Genomic DNA, 16,971 nt, shown 5'->3' on the forward strand with positions numbered 1-16,971 from the left:
TTAATCCAAAATTTTAATGTATAGATGGCTTTGAGCTTTGGGGATGGTTTTGAGCGTGGGGATCGCCAAAACCTCGTAGCGTTTGGTTTGCTCTAAGTAGGTGATGGCGATGATGTCCCCGACCTTCACCTCTTTGCTCGGCTTGACTTTGAGCCCATTTAAGGCAACCACGCCCTCATTTAGCATGTCCAGCGCAATGGCGCGCCTTTTGGTGATGTTGGTGGCGTTTAAAAATTTATCAATACGCATTCTTTCATTCTAGCAAGCTGTGGCTAAAAATGGGCTTTTGCACTTTGTAGTGCGTAACACTTTTGAAAGTTTTATGGTAAAACAAGCAATCTTTAAAGAGCACCTGTTAATTGTCGAGGTCAAAAAATCCAGCGTGAAGGTCCGCTACAATAACACGATTGGCGATTTTGTCCCATATACGCAGGTGCATAATCAGTTTAAAGCCAGCTACAGCCCACCCACAATCGGCGAAACCGCCCTTTATCTTAAAATGGGGCGCTTTGGGCTCGTGCTGGGCACTTCTATTTTGCCCCAAGAGGTGGAGGACAGCCAAAAAGAGGACACCCAGATCATCAAATACAAGGATGGCACAACCACCACTTATTGCGATGAGGTGTTGAAGGTTCTCAGCCTCAAAGACTTGGTCATTGCATGTGAAACCGCTACGCTCAAGGCGTAAAAGAGCATTAAGGTGGAGTGCGACACGGCACAGGTTAAGGCGCAAAATACTCTAAATTTGGAGGCACAAACGGCTAAAATTAAGGTAAATTCTACCAGTGCGGATGCGCTTGATGTTACCCCACTCTTGAGCACATGACTAGGGGCAACACAGCGATCGCTGTGTTTCTCTTGGATAGGGTTCTTTGTGGGCTTGAAGTTGATGGAGGCAATGTTGCCCATTAATCAGGCTTTTTTAAAGCTGTAAGATTGTCTTGTTTTTGGTTGGGGTTTAGCAAGGTTTTGTTTGAGCTCTTGGAGCCTTTGTGTTTCTTTTGTTACCCTAACTTCTCTGGGCTCTTGCCCTCCTGTTATAAATGCGCTGATCTAAAACCTCATCGACCGCTTGCCGTTCAGCTATTTTCTTATCACTTTGCGTTTTAATAGCCTCTAGCTCCCTATGCATCTTTTTTTCAAAAATCGCAACTTCGAGGGATTAAACCAAGATACGGATCAAAAAACAAGCGACAGTTCTACAATAATACTTGTCAAACAAGCTATCTAAAATTTATTTTTGTTGATTTCTCATCGATATTGCTTACAATTCCATTTTCGCTAGTATTAGCTTACAAGCTTTTACTCACTGTTGTTTGCAGTAGTTGCCATCACTGATACTTATCTTTCCCCCTGCTAACCACTACATGGATCTAGTTAGGGGCGGTGGTTTGGTGTAGTAGCTCTAACTCTTTTTCCAAAGAGATGTATCAATTAAGGAGAGTTTGGACGACACTTGTAGGCTTTGTGCAGCCCTTGAGGTTAGATTAGATCTTATTTTCTAATACTCGTTGTTTGTAGCGTGCAAAGTGATGATGGCCTTATATCTCTTTTAAGAAAACCTAATAATGTGATCCAAGTCAAGCTTTGGGCTTGTTTTAAGTTTCTTTGTGCAAAAATCGAAACTTTATAGGCTAAAACTTAGGTCAAGAGGTGTTTTTTGTTATCCCGTTATTTCTTTCAAAAAGGTTTAGCCTTTGTGCCTAACCACCGCCTGCGCTATTTAAGTTTGAGTGTGGCGTGCTTGGGGATCGCCTTCGTGATAGGCATCATTGGGCTGTATTTAATGCCAGAGAGCGTAACGCATTGGACGAAGCAAAAATTCGGGCTGATGAGTTGGCTTGAGAATGTCCATTTAGGCCCTGTGTTTGACAACGATCTCTTCATTTTTAATTGGGTCTTGCACCCCTATTTTGGGGCGATTTATTTCATGCAAGCCCGTGTGGCGGGGTATAAGTTTTTTACGGGGGTGTTGTTCACGGCGTTGGTGTCGACCTTTTTTTGGGAGTATGGACTAGAGGCGTTTGTCGAAATCCCCAGCATCCAAGACTTGATCTGCACCCCCACCCTAGGCCCGCTCGTAGGCGAGGTGTTCTACCGCATCAGCCAGAGGCTACAAAGGTCCAACAAACTGCCTAAGTTTTTCGTGGGCTGTGCGCTCTTTTTCTTAGATTTCATCGGCTTTAGCATCCAAAAACTCGGCTTTGCTAGAGCTTGTGGGATATGCAATAAAAACGCCGTTTACCAACAAGACACCCCAAAATGCTAAATTCAACCCCCATGAAGTGAGGTTTTAATGCAATTTCAAGTTTCTAACCAAGCCAAGTTGCCCACCCCCTTTGGCGACTTCTGCTTACAATCCTTTAAAGAACAACGGGGGGCGTTGGAGTTAGACCATTTGGTGGTTTTCACTAAAGATTTGGGCGATCTGCCCTTAGTGAGGGTGCACTCAGAGTGCCTCACCGGCGATGTGTTTAGCTCGCAAAAATGCGACTGCGGGGGGGAGTTGAAAATGGCACTCGAGCGCATCAGCAAAGAGGGGGGGATGCTCATTTACCTACGCCAAGAGGGGCGGGGCATTGGGCTGTTTAACAAAATCAACGCCTACGCTTTGCAGGATCAAGGTTATGACACCATCGAGGCGAACGAGGCGATCGGCTTTAAAGATGATGAGCGTGACTACACGATCGTAAAACATATTTTCACGCACTACGGCATTAGTAAAATCCGCCTACTCACCAACAACCCCAAGAAAATAGAAGCCCTTGAGGCGTTTGTAGAGGTCGAGCGTTGCAGCATTTTAGTGCCCAGCAACTGCCACAACCACGCTTACCTACAGACTAAGAAGCTCAAAATGGGGCATTTGCTCTAATGTTAAGCTTTAATGAAGCCCTAGAGGTCATTGGGGCGAGTTTTTTAACCCCTCTTGGCAGTGAAAAGGTCTTGTTTGCAGACGCCCTAGGGCGTGTGTTGGCTGAGGACATTTTAGCCCCCAAAGACAGCCCCGTCCACCCAACCGCAAACATGGATGGCTACGCCTTTAGATTGGAGGATTTGGGCTTGTTGCAAACCCAGGGGCTCTTGGTGCAGGGGATCAACCCTGCTAGCCTGCAAGAACCCCCCATGTTAAAACCCGGGTGCACCTTTAAAACCTTTGTGGGAGCGAAAATGCCCATAGGCGCGGATGCGCTTGTGATTGTGGAAGAGGTGCAAGAACAGGCCGAGCGGATATTTTTAACACATAAAAATGGCAAGTACGATTGGATTCGCCCCATAGGCTCGCAGTATAAAAAGGGGGCGGTGGTGCTTGCCAAAGGGGATAAAATCACACCCTATGGCATAGGTGCACTCGCCGAGCACAACCAAGTCTTCGTGCAGGTGTATAAAAGGCCTCGTGTGGGGATTTTAAGCGGGGGGGCAGAGATTGTGGAGGTGGGCGCACCCATTGAGGGGGTGCGTAGCGTGAATAACCACATGCTAAAGGCGATGGCTGAGAGTCTAGGGGGCGAGGGCGTGCTCTACCCGCTCTTGCCCGACAAGCAAGAGAGCATCGAGCAAGCCATATGCCACGCCTTTAGAGATTGCGACATGGTCGTGACCACGGGGGGGATGAGCAAGGGGGATTTTGACTTCACCCAGCACGCGATCGCCAATGTGAGCGAGATCGCCTTTAAGGGGGCAAAGATCAAGCCGGGTAAGCCCGTGGCTTACAGCATTTGCGCCAAAGACGGCACGCATAAGCCCTTGCTTGCGCTACCGGGCAACCCCCCCGCTGCTGCGCTCACTTTTTATCTCTTTGGGGCGGCGGTCTTTGCCAAACTCTTCAACACCCCCTACGCCCCACCCTTCCAAGAAGCCACTTTAGAGGAGGATTTTGAAAAGCACGAGGAGCGCATGGAGTTTTTGGCGTGTGCGGTGTGTTTGAAAGGGGGGCGCTACTTTGCGAGCCTACGCCCTAGGGCGCATTTGCACGATGGCCACAGCGGCTTGTTGGTGCTTGAAGAGGGGGGGCGGACTTACAAAAAGGGCAGTGCTGTGCCGCTCTTGCTGCACTACATTTTTTAAGGAGTTTGATATGGTGTCTGTGCGTTTTTTAGGGCCGATCAAAGAGGAGAGCCTAGAATTAGACATTGCGAATTTAAAGGACTTGCGGGCAATCTTGCACGAAAAGGCGCAGATCAAGCCATGGCTTGCGATGAGCGCGGTTGCCATTAATGGCGTGCTCGTGGAGGATGCCAACACCCCCTTAAAGGCGGGCGATGAGGTCGTCATTTTACCGCCCGTGTGCGGGGGCTAGGCGTGTTGGAGGTTGTGGAGGGTGCGCTTAACACAAACGCCCTTTATGGAGCTTGGTCTAAACTCTGTGTGGAGCAAAATCTAGGGGCGTTGTGCGTCTTTAGCGGCTTTGTGCGCCCTGAAGAGGGGCTAGAGGGCTTGAGTTTTGAGGTGTTCATGCCCTTATTTGAGGCGTGGTTTGGCACATGGCAAGAGCGGGCGAAAGCGCAAGGGGTGTATTTGTGTTTGGCGCACTCAAAGGGCGATGTCTTGGTGGGGCAAGGCTCTTACATGACAGGGCTAATGGGCGCACACCGCCAAAAGGCGTTGGAGCTGTACGCCCCCTTTATTGAGGATTTCAAGCACAACGCCCCCATTTACAAATACGATTTAAGAAATGGGCAAAAGATTTACGCCAAGGATCGAAGCCATCCATTGAAAGGGAGCGGATTACTGCAATGACAACAATCAATATCGGCGTGGTGGTGGCAAGCGATCGCGCCAGCACGGGTATTTACGAGGATTTGAGCGGGCTAGCCATTAAAGAAGTTTTAAGTGAATACATTTTAAACCCCCTAGAGTTTATCTACCGCCTCTTGCCAGATGAGCAGACTGTATTAGAGCAGACTTTAAAAGAGCTTAGCCAAACTTGCGCATTGATTGCCACCACAGGGGGCACAGGACCCGCCCCAAGGGATGTTACACCCGAAGCCACTAAAGCGGTGTGTTCTAAAATGTTGCCCGGTTTTGGGGAACTGATGCGCGCCACGAGCTTAAAATATGTCCCCACGGCGATTTTATCGCGCCAAAGTGCGGGCATTTGCGGTTCTAGCCTCATTGTCAATTTGCCCGGCAAGCCCAAGAGCATTAGGGAGTGTTTAGAGGCGGTGTTTCCGGCCATTCCTTACTGCATTGATTTGATCGGGGGTCCCTACATTGAGGCAAACCCTGAGAACATTAAGGTCTTTCGCCCCAAAAATGCTTAGCCACCTAGACAGCAACCAACACCCCACAATGGTGCATGTAGGGGACAAGGCGCACACAGAGCGCAAGGCGGTTGCCAGCGGGCAGATTTCTATGAGCGCTGATGCTTACAACGCCATTGTGGGGCAGACCATCAAAAAGGGACCCGTGCTGCAAACCGCCATCATCGCTGCGATCATGGGGGCTAAACAAACCAGCTCTTTAATCCCCCTATGCCACCCTCTAAACCTCTCTAGCGTGCAGGTGCAGGTGCAGGAGTTAGAAGAACTTTGTGCCTTTAAGCTATTTGTATCTGTAACCTACACGGGGCAAACGGGCGTAGAAATGGAGGCACTTATGGGCGTGAGTGTGGGGCTTTTAACGATTTATGACATGGCTAAAGCGGTGGATAAGGGCATGGTGATTAGCGATGTGCGCCTAGAATCTAAGAGTGGGGGCAAAAGTGGGGATTATAAGGGCTCTTAAGCTATTAGCATAAATGCGCTATAATAAGGGCTTTATCTAAAAAATCTACGCTAATTCAAGGAGAACAGATGCGACTAAAAACATGGCTTATCGGGGTGGGGTTGGCTGTCGCTTTTGTGGGCTGTGGGCCAAATATTACGGTTACAAATAATGTCCCTCTGCGCTTGGCTTATAAGAGTAGCACCGCTAAAGCCCCCGCCACGCACAAACAGATCATGATCTTAAAGCCCTTGTTGCAATACAGCGACAACATCGCTAAAGAGTATGAAGCCCGCTTTAAAAGGCAGCTCACTCTAAAAATCCAAGCTCTGCTAGACAATCAAGGCTACAAAGCCACGATCTTAGATGTGAGCGATAAAAATGACTTGACCTTTTCGCAAAAACGCGATAACTATTTAGGACTAGAGATCAGCGGGGAGGTGGTGTTAAGACCCGACCCCAAAACCACAGAGCAGAAGAAATCTAGCCCCGGGCTTATTTTCTCCACAGGCATGGATGTAACCAAAGGTGCACTTTTGGCAATGGGCTACATTAAAGTGGTCTTCATTGAGCCCGAGAGTGGGGAGGCAGTGGATTCGTTCATGATTGATCTGAGCGAAATTGATGTGAGGGAGCCTTTTATAAAATCCACGCGCTCCGAGCACACCGGGGGGCTTTTAAGCTCGCTGTATAAAGGTAAAGACGACTCCAACGATGCCGTGAAAAAGGCACTCAACACGATCTTTAGTGCCGTGCTCGCCAAAATTGACGCCAAAATGACCCAAGAGAAGATCCAAGCCTACGCTAAAGACATTGCTGATCTAAAAGCCCAACGCAAATACTGATGTTATCTCCCCGTTTAGATTGGGCTAAACGGGCAATCCAAGCCCTTTTAATTGCCCTTGCTTTCAGCCTTTTTTTGAGTTTCTTTTTAAGCCTACTGCGTCTAGGTTTCATTCTTTATAGCGGGCTTTACGAGGGCGCACTTAGCCACCCCCTACCCTTCGATCAAATCGCTCAAGTGCTCAAAGATGGCTTTAAATACGACAATAGAGTTGCGGCGGCGGCTTCTTTGATTTTCTTAATCCTTGCCCTAGTGCGTGCCAAAGCCGCCCACATTTTTGCCCTATTTGTGCTGGTCCTTTGTTTGTTCTTGCAAGTGGCAAACATCACCTACTACGAGATTTATGGCGTGGCGTTCGACACGAATTTATTAGATGCGTTTAACCAAACCCCCAAAATCTTAATGGGCATGGCACTGCATAGCGAATACCATATCCCCACTAAAGTGTTTGTGTGGATTGTATGTAGTCTACTGGTGGGTTTTATCTACCATAAATTTGTGCATAAAGTGGAGCAACTTGCTAGTGGGTTTCAAAGCCTACCCTTTAAGCCCGTGTGCGGTCTTTTAGTGGCTAGTTTCTCTGTGTGGACTCTTTATTGCATCAACTCGCGTTTGGCTTTAACTGAAGTGTCGCTAGATCTCATCACTAAACCTGCCAAAGACCCCTTTTTGCGCCAAGTAACCATAGGGGCTTTTAGAAACCTTTATTTAGTTTTTAAGGGTTATAAAAGTAGCCAAAATGTCCACTTTTCTAGTTTCACTAATAAAAGCTTATTGCAAGCCAGTATCGACTACTTCAATCTGCCCCCCACCACCAAGCTCCCCCTAGATTTAAGAAAACTCTTAAGCCACACTAGCCAAAACCCTACTCCCCCCACGATCCAACATGTTTTTTACATCGTGTCCGAATCGCTCTCTAGCTGGCACTTCGATCCACGCTTTGATGCGATCCACTTAGTCAGTGCCCTAAAGAGCCTCAATGACCAGCAACACGGCTTTATCTTCCCCCTATTCATAGAAAATGCCAGACGCACGGTTAAAAGCCTCGATGTGCAGCTCACGGGGCTCTTTGACCTCAACGATACGAACTTTGTCAATATGAGCGTGAATATCCCAAGCCTACCCACTGCCATCGGTAACCAAATGAAGGGGCTAGGCTTTGACACCACCTTTTACTATGGGGGCAGCGGGATTTGGAATAGGCTCGATCGTTTCAGCAAGAAAGAAGGTTTTGATCATTTTGTGTTCAACACCTATTTAATAGACTTTGCAAAAGAACAACTAAAGATCAACCCCAAAGCTTACCCCAGCCCCTTAGAAAGCGACTGGGGCGTGCACGACAATGTGCTTTTTGATTACATCTTAAACAACACCCCCACGGATAAGAAAACCTTTAGCATGGTGATGACCCTAAGTAACCACCCCACTCGCAATGTCAATTTAAAAGCCTTTGGCGTGCCTATAGAGAAGATCAAAGACTTTGTCGCCCACTCTAAGGACAAAAACATGCCAGATGCAATTTTCTTAGGGCATGTGTATTGGTATGACAAAATCCTAGTGGACTTCATTAAAAAAGCCAGTGCCAAATTCCCCAATGCGCTCTTTGTCATCACGGGCGATCACTTTGACCGCAGTTTTGTCTATGCTAAGGACAACTACTACTGGACTAAGAGCGTGCCCCTAATCATCTATGCCCCCAGCCTCACACCCAAACTTACTACTTGCATCGGCTCACACATCGACATCGCCCCCACGATTATGGAGCTGGTCGCCCCCAAGGGCTACAAATACGCGAGCTTTGGCAAACCCCTTTTTAGCAACGCGAGCAGTGGTGGCAAAGATTGCGCCATTAGAAAACCTTTTGTGTGGGGGCAATCTAAGGATTTTGCCCTAGGCTTTGAGGCGGTGGCAGGACAGAGCCAAAAAAGCGGGCTGGATTTTGTCTATACAGATAGCGGCGCGCTCTTGTATGTCAAAGAGCACGCATGGGTGAAAGCCCCGCTTTTAGAGGCAGACACCACCCTAGCTAAGGAACTTAAGGATAAAAAACAAATTGCCAATGGCCTTAGCTGGCACTATCTCTTTAAAGGCCCCATTTTAAAATAGGGGCTTGAGGCTTACATGTAATTTGTGAGGCTCATTTGGTTGATTTTACTCGCTGAGGCTAAGGACGCGTCGTAATTGTTGCGCAGTTGGGCGAACTTGTTATAAGTTTGGGCAACATCGGTGCCGGTGGTGTCGGCACGGATCGACTCGACTTGGTTTTTCAACACCTCGTTGCGGCGCATGACATGGGAGAAGTTGCGGCTGTGTGCCCCGTTGGAGGCGATGATCTTTTCAATGTGATCGCTCAAGTGATCGATTAGGGCGATCCCATTTTGTATCCCAATGTTACGCATTTCTGGCCCATAGCCTTGCAAGCTATCAGGGCGGTCGATCCCCTCGCTTACCGCTTGGATCACTTGGTCTAATTGCTTGAAAAAGTGGATGTGGGGGGTGTCGATCGTGGGGGCGTTGTTGGCATTAAGACGGATGGCAGGCGTGTCGCGTCTTAAGCTCTCGGGGCTAAAGTCGCTCGCCTTGTTGTCGTAAAACATAAATTGCATGGGGGTCTGGGAGTGTATTTTGTCGTGGATTTGCACCTGCCCCCGATCATTCAGGCTAACATCCACCCTTGCATCCGCCTGTTTTAAGAGGGATAAAAACGCGTCCTTGCTCGCCTTAGAGGGGGCGTTGCTTTGGGCTTGCTCGTATTCCTTGGGGTCACTGTTACTGAAATTAAAGGCTAGGCTCATCGCATCCATCAGCTGGCGGTAGGTGAAGTCGTTGGGTTTAGTCAAGCTGGGGGTTTTATCATCTCTATTATAAAGGGGAATGTGATACACCCCGCCCTCTTTTTTGGGCAGATCTAAAAATGCCCCCCCGGGGCTTAGGTGCAGCTGGGCGGTTATATCCACGCCGTTGTCGTCTTTAAGCACCATGGTGTAGTCTTGTTGGGTGATTTTTGCGCCCATCACAGAGGCTAGGGTGCTTGCTCCTGTGGCATAATCCATGCTCTTAGGCACGATTTGGGACACATTGCTGTGTAAATACGCCCCTTGGCGGCTGAAGTAGGTTTGCTTGTAGGTGTCGGCGTAATCTAGGGGCAGGGCTTCAGTTGGCGCACCTTTTGCGTCTAGGCTGGTGATTTTAAGGCTAAAGCCACTTGGGCCATCAAAAGGGGGTTTGTTGCTATCGTGCGCCTTGTTGCGGACATTGTTGTCCACGATTCTTAAATGTCCATCGTTAGAGAGCTCCACATCCAGCTTGCCCCCAAAGTGGCTTTTGATCCCATCCATTAAATCCTGCATGGTGGTGTTGGGGGTGATGGCTAAAATCAAGGGCTCTAGAGGGGTTTCATCCACGCGACCATCGGGCGTATTGGGGCGCGTGCCCTCAATTTTAAGGCTTGCCACACTAGGACCTAGAATGTCCTTTAAGGGGGTGTTTCTGGTGGCGGGGGTGTTGTCGTCTGTGGTGATGAAGGCACTTTTGATGTCGTGCATACGGTGATCGTAGGGGTAAAGCGTGCTTTGCAAACTCTCTAGCGAGCGGTTAGCCACAAACGCGCTTTTTACATAGGTGCTCACCCTTGCCCCACTTGCGAACAAATCATTTAAATTGTCTACATTTTTATCACTAGAGATCATATGAAAGTCTAAAGTGGCGCGCCCCGGGGTTAAATCTCTGATCTCAATCTCCCCCCATGCGTTTAAGGACACCTGCACGACTTGGTTCGTGGAAGTGTTGCCATACGCCTTGCCGATTTGATCGAGCAAATCCTGCACTCTTGTGGCATCGTCTTTATTATTGTAGCCCTTGTCTAGCGCAAATTTTGCCTTAAAGGCACTGCCATCGGGGCGCACCCCTTGCAAATAAAAAATCTCGGGTTTGTCATTTCTAGGGTCGTTGTCGGTGTCGCCAATAAGATCGCGCAGCGTGTCTTGGGCGTTGATGTAGACTTCCTGCGGGTTTTGGGTGCGGTTGTAGGCGTCCATGATATCCGGGTGCAACTTGCTTTGGTTGAGCTTTTTGATGTTGGCGGTGATGATCTTTTGGCGGTCTACATCCTTGCCCAAGAAGAGGTTCTGCCCACTGACATTGTAGGGGATTAAATTATTGGAGCCGATCAGGGCATTTAAATTTTCGTTGTTGCCGTAGTAATTGCCCGCTTGATCAAAGGGGGGGCGGTCGACCTTGCTCCCGCCAAAAATATACTCCCCCCCCACCGAGGTGTTGGCAACATTGATCATGTGCTCTTTGAGTTTTTGCAAGTCTAGGGCGATGGCTTGGCGGGAGGTCGTGGAGTGTGCATCGCTGGCAGCTTGGATAAGTTTCGTTTTAAATTGCTCCATCGTGCTGGAGAGCTCGGTTAGGGCTTTGTCGGTGTTGAGCGTGGAAGTGTAGGCGCTTTGGGCGACATCGTGGGCTTGATCGAGGGTGTTGGATTCAAAGCCGTATTTCAAGTTTTGGTTATTGACTTGGCTATTTTGGTAGCCATACTCGGCCTTAAGCCCCGAGGCAATTTGGTTGTTGGCGGTGTTGAGCTTATTTTGGAGCGCATTTTGATAGTAGTTGATTTGGTTGTAGCGGTTGCCATCGGTGATGCGCATAAGACTTCCTTTTCAATTATCTACCATACAAACATGCAATATATATACCACTTCGTTAAGGAAAAATTTTAGGTTTCTTGTGCTAGAATAGACCCTAATTTTAATTTCTAATTTTAGGCGGAGATATGTTTTATGCGGTCTTTAAAAATGGGGGCAAGCAATACAAGGTGCAAGAGGGCGATGTTGTCTTGCTAGACAGGCTGGGCTTAGAGCCTAAAACGCATTTTCAAATCCACGAGGTGCTTACCATCTCTAAAGAAGGGCAAGTGTCCTATGGAAGTCCCTTCATCAATGGGGCGCAGATCGAGGCGGAGGTCATCAACGAGGGGCGGGGCAAAAAGGTCGTGATCTTTAAAAAACGCCGCCGCAAGGACAGCAAAACTAAACGAGGCTTTCGCCGCGACTTCACCCGCGTCAAAATCACAAAAATCGTAGCATAAAGGATTAAAGCATGGCACACAAGAAGGGACAGGGCAGCACCCAGAATAACCGCGACTCTGCGGGGCGCAGACTAGGCGTTAAAAAGTTTGGCTCGGAGTTTGTGCGGGCGGGCAATATCATCGTGCGCCAAAGAGGCACTAAAGTGCACCCCGGCAAAAATGTGGGGTTGGGCAAAGACCATACCCTTTTTGCCTTGATCGATGGCGTGGTGCACTTCAGCCACAAAGACAAACACCGCAAACAAGTTTCCGTATTTCCTAAATTGGCTTGATATGAGAAGTCTAACCCTTTTTTGCCTCAGCTGTCTGTGCTTGTGGGCTAAAGAGGGCGGGACCTTGATTTACGCCAGGGGGGCGGATGGCTCGGGGATGGACCCGGCGCTGGTCGTGGATGGGGAGAGTTATGCCGCCACTTCTAATATCTATGAAACTTTAGTGCGCTTTAAATACGGCTCGACTGAGATTGAGCCCGCCCTAGCAAGCAGCTGGGAGATTTCTAAAGATGGCCTCACCTACACCTTCCACTTACGCCACGGGGTTTACTTCCAAACCACCCGCTACTGGGATGAAAAGTCTGAGCTCACCGCTAAAGATGTGCTCTTTTCCTTTGAGCGGCAGACGGGGAAAGTGCCCTACTACAAAGGGGCAAAATCCTATGGCTACTGGGCGAGCATGGGCATGTCCTCCATCATTAAAAAAATCGAAGCCTTAGATAAATACACGGTGCGCTTCACCTTAAAACACCCCGAAGCCCCTTTTTTGGCGGATTTGGGCATGGATTTTTTAAGCGTGCTTTGTGCCGACTACGCCGCCCACTTAAAAGACCTAAATAAAGAGGATGAGCTTACTAGAAAGCCCATAGGCACGGGGCCTTTTAAATTAGCGACCTGGTTTAGGGACGATAAAATCGTGCTTTTAAAAAACAACGACTATTGGGGTCCTAAGGCGCATTTAGACCGCGTGGTGCTAAGGGTGATCCCTAACCCCTCTGTGCGTGCCCTAGCTTTGCAAAGAGGGGAGGTGTCTATCATTAGCGCGCCTAATCGCAACGAAATCCCTCGCTTGGCAAGCTTGCCCGGGATCGCTGTGGATGAAAAACCCGGCTTGTTTGTAACTTGGATGAGTTTAAATTTAGAGAAAAAGCCCTTTGACAACCGCCTCGTGCGCCTAGCCATCAACCACGCCATCAACACACAAGATTATGTCAAAATCGTGTATGAAAACTACGCCACGCCGGCCATCAACCCCATGCCCCCCTCCATGTGGGGGTATAACAAGGATATAAAACCCTATGGCTACGATTTAAAAGTCGCCAAAGAGCTTTTAGCCAAGGCGGGCTACTCTAATGGCTTTGAAACCACGCTTTTTACCGCCTCCAAATACAACAAACAAGCCGCCGAGTTTATACAAGCGCAATTGGCAAAGATCGGCATTCAAGTGAGGATCGAATTTTTTGAGTGGGGGACCTACCTTAAAAAAGTGGCGATGGGCGAGCATAAAATGGCGTTCAGTGGCTGGAAGGCAGACACGCCCGATCCGGACAACTTTTTATATATTCTATGGAGCAAAGAGGCGGCGGCAGAGATCCCCACGCGCAACGGCTCTTTTTATAAGAGTGATGCCTACTCTAGGCTGGTTACAAAAGCCAAATATCTCTCCAGCCAAGCCAAACGCGCCACTCTTTATCAAAAAGCCCAAGAGGTCTTCCACAACGACGCCCCCTGGGTGCCCCTAGCCTACCCTTATAGCATTGTGGCGCGGCTTAAGAGTGTGCAAGGCTATCAAGTGAGTGGGGTGCAGATCAACCGCTTTGCGCATGTCTACTTCTCTAAATAAAAATGTTGCTTTTTTTGCTCAAGCGGATTTTATGGACGATCCCCACTTTATTTGGGGTGAGTGTCTTGGTTTTTTCCATGGTGCATTTAGTCCCGGGCGATCCGGCTTTGGTGATTTTAGGCGAACATGCCAATAAGGAAGCCCTAGAAGCCTTGAGGGAGCAAATGGGCTTAAACAAGCCCCTTTTAGAGCAGTATTTGAGCTACATAAACCACATTTTGCACGGAGATTTGGGCACTTCTTTAGTCTCAGGTGAGAGTGTGCTCGAGGCGTTTTTACAACGCTTCCCGGCAACTTTGGAGCTCTCTTTAAGCGCGCTTTTTATCGCCCTTATTGTGGGGCTAGCCACAGGCATTTTAGCCGCCATTAAACGCTATAGCCTCTTTGACAATCTTAGCATGGGCTTTGCTTTGGCCGGGGTGAGCATGCCCGTGTTTTGGCTAGGGCTAATGCTGATCTATTTTTTCAGCGTGAAACTGGGCTGGTTTCCCGTCTTTGGACGGCTCAACGATGCCTACTACTTAGACGGACCCACGGGATTTTATTTGATCGATAGTTTGATCGCCGGCAATTTGCCCGCCTTCTTTGACGCGCTGCGCCACTTGGTGTTGCCTAGCATCGCTCTAGCCACGATCCCCACTGCCATCATCGCGCGCATGACCCGCGCGAGCATGCTCGAAGTTTTGCAAGAGGACTATGTGCGCACTGCACAAGCCAAGGGCTGCCCCCCTTGGCGCGTGATCCTTATCCACACCCTAAGAAACGCCTTGATCCCAGTAACCACCGTGGTGGGGCTCATGCTTGCTGGGCTTTTGGCGGGCAGTATCCTCACAGAGACCACCTTTTCGTGGCCGGGCGTGGGGCGCTGGATGGTCAATGCCTTGAACCAAAGAGATTTTCCCATCATCCAATCCTCCAGCCTCATTGTGGCAGTGATCTTCGTGGGGGCGAATTTAGTTGTGGACATTCTCTACGCCTTCATCAATCCGCAGATCAGGCTGAGTTAATGGAGCGTTTCAAGGCCTTTTGGGAGAATTTTAAACAGAATAAAGCCGGTTTAGTCGGGCTGTTTTTGCTCATGGTGTTGGTCTTTTGCGCCCTCTTTGCTCCCATGCTCGCCCCCTATGATCCCACTTTGCAAGACGCTAAAATGCGGCTTGTGGTGCCTTTCTTTGTAGAGGGGGGCAGTGGGGCGCATTGGCTGGGCACGGACGATTTGGGGCGCGACATTCTCTCGCGCCTGCTCTATGGGGCGCGCATTTCCTTAACCATTGGCGTAGTCGCAGTGGGCATTGCCGTATTCTTTGGGGTCATCTTTGGGCTTGTGGCGGGCTACTTTGGCGGCTTGATCGACATGCTCACCATGCGTTTTATGGACCTCATGCTCTCCCTGCCCTCTATTCTACTCATCATCATCGTGGTGGCGATCTTGGGGCCCTCGCTCACCAATGCCATGCTGGCGATTGGGATCGTGGGCGTGCCCGGGTTTGCCCGCATTGTGCGCGCTAGCGTGTTGGCAGAAAAGCAAAAAGAATACACCCAAGCCTCCAAACTCAACGGCTCTTCGCATGGGCGTTTAATGTTTGTGGTGATCTTGCCTAATTGCACCGCCCCACTTGTGGTGCAAGCCACTATGGGCTTTGCCGGGGCGGTGTTGGAAGCGGCGGGTTTAAGCTTTTTGGGGCTAGGCGCCCAGCCACCCAGCCCCGAGTGGGGTGCGATGCTCATGGACGCTTTGCAATTCATCACCACTTCACCTTGGACTTTAGTCTTCCCGGGGTGCATGATTTTTCTAACCGTGATGGGCTTTAACCTTGTGGGCGATGCGATCATGGATGCGCTCGATCCCAAAAGGTCTTAGCGTGGCAAATCTCTTAGAAGTTACCGACTTACAGACCTACTTTTCCACCAAGAACGGGCTTGTTAAAGCCGTGGATGGGGTGAGCTTTTCAGTCGCACCCGGGCAAAGTGTGTGTTTAGTGGGCGAGAGTGGGAGCGGCAAGAGCATGAGCGCATGGTCGATCATGGGGCTTGTTAAACCCCCGGGCAAGGTCGTGGGCGGACAGATTCTCTTTAAGGGGCAAAACCTTTTAGAATTTAGCCCCAAGCAAATGCAGGCCTTAAGGGGCAGCCAAATTGGCATGGTCTTTCAAGAGCCTATGACAAGTTTAAACCCCAGCTACACGATTGGCTACCAAGTCGCCGAGGTCTTTAAAATCCACCAGCCCATCCTAAGCGCGGCGCAAGTTAAAGAGAAGAGCATGCAGGCTTTGGGGCAGGTTGGGCTTGGGGCAGATAAATTCAACGCCTACCCCTTCAATTTGAGCGGAGGGCAACGCCAAAGGGTGGTGATCGCAATGGCAATGGCGTGTGCGCCGGATCTACTCATCGCCGATGAGCCCACCACAGCCCTAGATGTTACAATCCAAGCCCAAATCCTAGATTTAATGCAAGGCCTGCAACAAAGCAAGCAAATGGCCATGCTGTTCATCACGCATGATTTGGGCGTGGTCGCACAACTTGCCGATGTCGTGGTCGTGCTTTACAAGGGCGAGGTGGTGGAGAAAGCCAGCGCCAAAGACCTATTTAACGACCCACGCCACCCCTACACGAGGGCATTATTAGAGGCGATCCCAAAGCCCGGGCAAAGAAAAGTCCGCCTAGCTAGCGTGGATGAAAATGTCAATTACCTAGATTTCCCCAAAGAGATACGATGTTAAGAGCAGAAAATCTCAAAAAATCCTATGGTGCGCTGGAGGTGCTAAAAGGGATCAACTTCACGCTAGAGCCTAAAGAGATTTTGAGCTTAGTTGGTGAGAGCGGGTGTGGCAAGAGCACGGCGGCTAAAATTTGCGTGGGGATGCAGCCGGCCAGCGAGGGAGAGGTGTTCTTTGAGGGCAAGCCTTTAAGCAAGTTTGGGGCTAAAGAGTGGCGCGCTTACCGCCAAAGCGTGCAAATGGTCTTTCAAGACCCCTACTCTAGCCTTAACCCCCGTTGGCGTATCCAAGACATCATCGCCGAACCCTTGCTCTTAAACACGAATTTAAGCAAGAGCCAAAGGCACAAGCGGGTGCTAGAAATCATGGCGCAAACGGGGTTAAAAGAGGAGTGGGCGACAAGGTATCCGCACCAATTCTCCGGAGGACAAAGGCAGAGAGTCGGCATTGCAAGGGCATTAATCCTAAAGCCTAAAGTGCTTATTTGCGATGAACCGGTATCTGCCCTAGATGTGTCTATCCAAGCGCAGATTTTAAACTTACTTCTAGACTTGCAAGCCCAGCTGGGCTTAAGCTATCTTTTTATTAGCCACGATTTGGGCGTGGTGGAGCACATCAGCGATCGTATTTTGGTGATGGAGGGGGGTGTGATTGTGGAAGAGGGCAGCGTAGAGAGTGTGCTAGGTAGCCCCAAACACCCCTATACTAAGAAGCTTTTAAACGCCGTCCCCCACCTAGACAAAATGTTACAACGATTCAAAGACTAAAAAGGGTTCTAT

General features: G+C 49.4%; 19 protein-coding genes. 17 read left to right on the top strand and 2 right to left on the bottom strand.

The genetic code is table 11. The features are described 5' to 3' along the window. Positions 1–249, bottom strand: coding sequence for an RNA-binding S4 domain-containing protein (locus K6J74_RS06665; protein WP_221271597.1), 249 nt, complete (start codon positions 247–249; stop codon positions 1–3). A gap of 49 nt (positions 250–298) precedes the next feature. Here K6J74_RS06665 and K6J74_RS06670 point away from each other — a divergent pair, with 49 nt between their 5' ends. The 10 genes from K6J74_RS06670 to K6J74_RS06715 all read left to right on the top strand — a co-directional run bounded on the left by K6J74_RS06670 (position 299) and on the right by K6J74_RS06715 (position 8,653). Further along, a complete protein-coding gene (locus tag K6J74_RS06670; protein WP_221271598.1) occupies positions 299–688 on the top strand; it encodes a hypothetical protein in 390 nt (129 codons plus the stop codon). 972 nt (positions 689–1,660) lie between these two features. Further along, positions 1,661–2,269: a DUF3943 domain-containing protein gene (locus tag K6J74_RS06675; protein WP_221271599.1), complete on the top strand. Its 609-nt coding sequence runs from the start codon at positions 1,661–1,663 to the stop codon at positions 2,267–2,269. A 27-nt stretch (positions 2,270–2,296) separates the two neighbouring features. Continuing rightward, positions 2,297–2,872: a GTP cyclohydrolase II gene (gene ribA, locus K6J74_RS06680; protein ID WP_221271600.1), complete on the top strand. Its 576-nt coding sequence runs from the start codon at positions 2,297–2,299 to the stop codon at positions 2,870–2,872. Next, positions 2,872–4,065, top strand: coding sequence for a molybdopterin molybdotransferase MoeA (locus K6J74_RS06685; protein WP_221271601.1), 1,194 nt, complete (start codon positions 2,872–2,874; stop codon positions 4,063–4,065). Before ribA ends, K6J74_RS06685 begins: the two co-directional genes overlap by 1 nt. A 10-nt stretch (positions 4,066–4,075) precedes the next feature. Next, positions 4,076–4,297 (top strand): MoaD/ThiS family protein, encoded by a 222-nt coding sequence (locus tag K6J74_RS06690; protein ID WP_221271602.1) that lies wholly within the window; start codon positions 4,076–4,078, stop codon positions 4,295–4,297. A 2-nt stretch (positions 4,298–4,299) separates the two neighbouring features. Further along, complete coding sequence (locus tag K6J74_RS06695) at positions 4,300–4,737, top strand: molybdenum cofactor biosynthesis protein MoaE (protein WP_221271603.1); 438 nt, start codon at positions 4,300–4,302, stop codon at positions 4,735–4,737. Next, entirely contained in the window at positions 4,734–5,261 is a 528-nt protein-coding gene (gene mog / locus K6J74_RS06700; protein WP_221271604.1) for a molybdopterin adenylyltransferase, read from the top strand. The genes K6J74_RS06695 and mog overlap by 4 nt, the downstream gene beginning before the upstream one ends. Further along, positions 5,254–5,724, top strand: coding sequence for a cyclic pyranopterin monophosphate synthase MoaC (moaC, locus tag K6J74_RS06705; RefSeq protein WP_221271605.1), 471 nt, complete (start codon positions 5,254–5,256; stop codon positions 5,722–5,724). The genes mog and moaC overlap by 8 nt, the downstream gene beginning before the upstream one ends. A gap of 68 nt (positions 5,725–5,792) precedes the next feature. Then, positions 5,793–6,548 (top strand): HpaA family protein, encoded by a 756-nt coding sequence (locus K6J74_RS06710; RefSeq protein WP_221271606.1) that lies wholly within the window; start codon positions 5,793–5,795, stop codon positions 6,546–6,548. Further along, positions 6,548–8,653: an LTA synthase family protein gene (locus K6J74_RS06715; RefSeq protein WP_221271607.1), complete on the top strand. Its 2,106-nt coding sequence runs from the start codon at positions 6,548–6,550 to the stop codon at positions 8,651–8,653. The genes K6J74_RS06710 and K6J74_RS06715 overlap by 1 nt, the downstream gene beginning before the upstream one ends. A gap of 11 nt (positions 8,654–8,664) precedes the next feature. On the opposite strand, the gene flgL is transcribed toward K6J74_RS06715, so the two are convergent. Further along, positions 8,665–11,199 (bottom strand): flagellar hook-associated protein FlgL, encoded by a 2,535-nt coding sequence (flgL, locus tag K6J74_RS06720; RefSeq protein ID WP_221271609.1) that lies wholly within the window; start codon positions 11,197–11,199, stop codon positions 8,665–8,667. Positions 11,200–11,324: 125 nt separating this feature from the next. Here flgL and rplU point away from each other — a divergent pair, with 125 nt between their 5' ends. Genes rplU through K6J74_RS06755 form a run of 7 tightly spaced genes read left to right on the top strand, consistent with a single transcriptional unit; the run spans position 11,325 to position 16,959 of the window. Next, on the top strand, positions 11,325–11,639 hold the full coding sequence (gene rplU, locus K6J74_RS06725) for a 50S ribosomal protein L21 (RefSeq protein WP_053827728.1): 315 nt from the start codon (positions 11,325–11,327) through the stop codon (positions 11,637–11,639). Positions 11,640–11,650: 11 nt separating this feature from the next. After that, positions 11,651–11,911, top strand: coding sequence for a 50S ribosomal protein L27 (gene rpmA / locus K6J74_RS06730; RefSeq protein ID WP_221271611.1), 261 nt, complete (start codon positions 11,651–11,653; stop codon positions 11,909–11,911). A 1-nt stretch (position 11,912) separates the two neighbouring features. Next, entirely contained in the window at positions 11,913–13,475 is a 1,563-nt protein-coding gene (locus K6J74_RS06735; RefSeq protein ID WP_221271612.1) for an ABC transporter substrate-binding protein, read from the top strand. 2 nt (positions 13,476–13,477) lie between these two features. Then, positions 13,478–14,482: an ABC transporter permease gene (locus K6J74_RS06740; protein ID WP_221271614.1), complete on the top strand. Its 1,005-nt coding sequence runs from the start codon at positions 13,478–13,480 to the stop codon at positions 14,480–14,482. Then, on the top strand, positions 14,482–15,336 hold the full coding sequence (locus K6J74_RS06745; RefSeq protein ID WP_221271617.1) for an ABC transporter permease: 855 nt from the start codon (positions 14,482–14,484) through the stop codon (positions 15,334–15,336). The genes K6J74_RS06740 and K6J74_RS06745 overlap by 1 nt, the downstream gene beginning before the upstream one ends. Before the next feature lies 1 nt (position 15,337). Next, positions 15,338–16,195: an ABC transporter ATP-binding protein gene (locus K6J74_RS06750; protein WP_260321573.1), complete on the top strand. Its 858-nt coding sequence runs from the start codon at positions 15,338–15,340 to the stop codon at positions 16,193–16,195. After that, the gene (locus tag K6J74_RS06755) at positions 16,189–16,959 is read left to right on the top strand and encodes an ATP-binding cassette domain-containing protein (RefSeq protein WP_221271618.1); all 771 of its coding nucleotides are present in this window, start codon (positions 16,189–16,191) and stop codon (positions 16,957–16,959) included. The genes K6J74_RS06750 and K6J74_RS06755 overlap by 7 nt, the downstream gene beginning before the upstream one ends. Positions 16,960–16,971: the final 12 nt, after the last annotated feature.

It is taken from the genome of Helicobacter sp. NHP19-012 (genome assembly GCF_019703325.1).
GTDB lineage: Bacteria > Campylobacterota > Campylobacteria > Campylobacterales > Helicobacteraceae > Helicobacter > Helicobacter gastrofelis.

Coding starts and splice junctions, on each gene's coding strand:
- K6J74_RS06665 (WP_221271597.1), bottom strand. CDS start 249: ATGCGTATTGATAAATTTTTAAACGCCACCAACATCACCAAAAGGCGC.
- ribA (WP_221271600.1), top strand. CDS start 2,297: ATGCAATTTCAAGTTTCTAACCAAGCCAAGTTGCCCACCCCCTTTGGC.
- K6J74_RS06685 (WP_221271601.1), top strand. CDS start 2,872: ATGTTAAGCTTTAATGAAGCCCTAGAGGTCATTGGGGCGAGTTTTTTA.
- K6J74_RS06690 (WP_221271602.1), top strand. CDS start 4,076: ATGGTGTCTGTGCGTTTTTTAGGGCCGATCAAAGAGGAGAGCCTAGAA.
- mog (WP_221271604.1), top strand. CDS start 4,734: ATGACAACAATCAATATCGGCGTGGTGGTGGCAAGCGATCGCGCCAGC.
- moaC (WP_221271605.1), top strand. CDS start 5,254: ATGCTTAGCCACCTAGACAGCAACCAACACCCCACAATGGTGCATGTA.
- K6J74_RS06710 (WP_221271606.1), top strand. CDS start 5,793: ATGCGACTAAAAACATGGCTTATCGGGGTGGGGTTGGCTGTCGCTTTT.
- K6J74_RS06715 (WP_221271607.1), top strand. CDS start 6,548: ATGTTATCTCCCCGTTTAGATTGGGCTAAACGGGCAATCCAAGCCCTT.
- flgL (WP_221271609.1), bottom strand. CDS start 11,199: ATGCGCATCACCGATGGCAACCGCTACAACCAAATCAACTACTATCAA.
- rplU (WP_053827728.1), top strand. CDS start 11,325: ATGTTTTATGCGGTCTTTAAAAATGGGGGCAAGCAATACAAGGTGCAA.
- rpmA (WP_221271611.1), top strand. CDS start 11,651: ATGGCACACAAGAAGGGACAGGGCAGCACCCAGAATAACCGCGACTCT.
- K6J74_RS06735 (WP_221271612.1), top strand. CDS start 11,913: ATGAGAAGTCTAACCCTTTTTTGCCTCAGCTGTCTGTGCTTGTGGGCT.
- K6J74_RS06740 (WP_221271614.1), top strand. CDS start 13,478: ATGTTGCTTTTTTTGCTCAAGCGGATTTTATGGACGATCCCCACTTTA.
- K6J74_RS06745 (WP_221271617.1), top strand. CDS start 14,482: ATGGAGCGTTTCAAGGCCTTTTGGGAGAATTTTAAACAGAATAAAGCC.
- K6J74_RS06755 (WP_221271618.1), top strand. CDS start 16,189: ATGTTAAGAGCAGAAAATCTCAAAAAATCCTATGGTGCGCTGGAGGTG.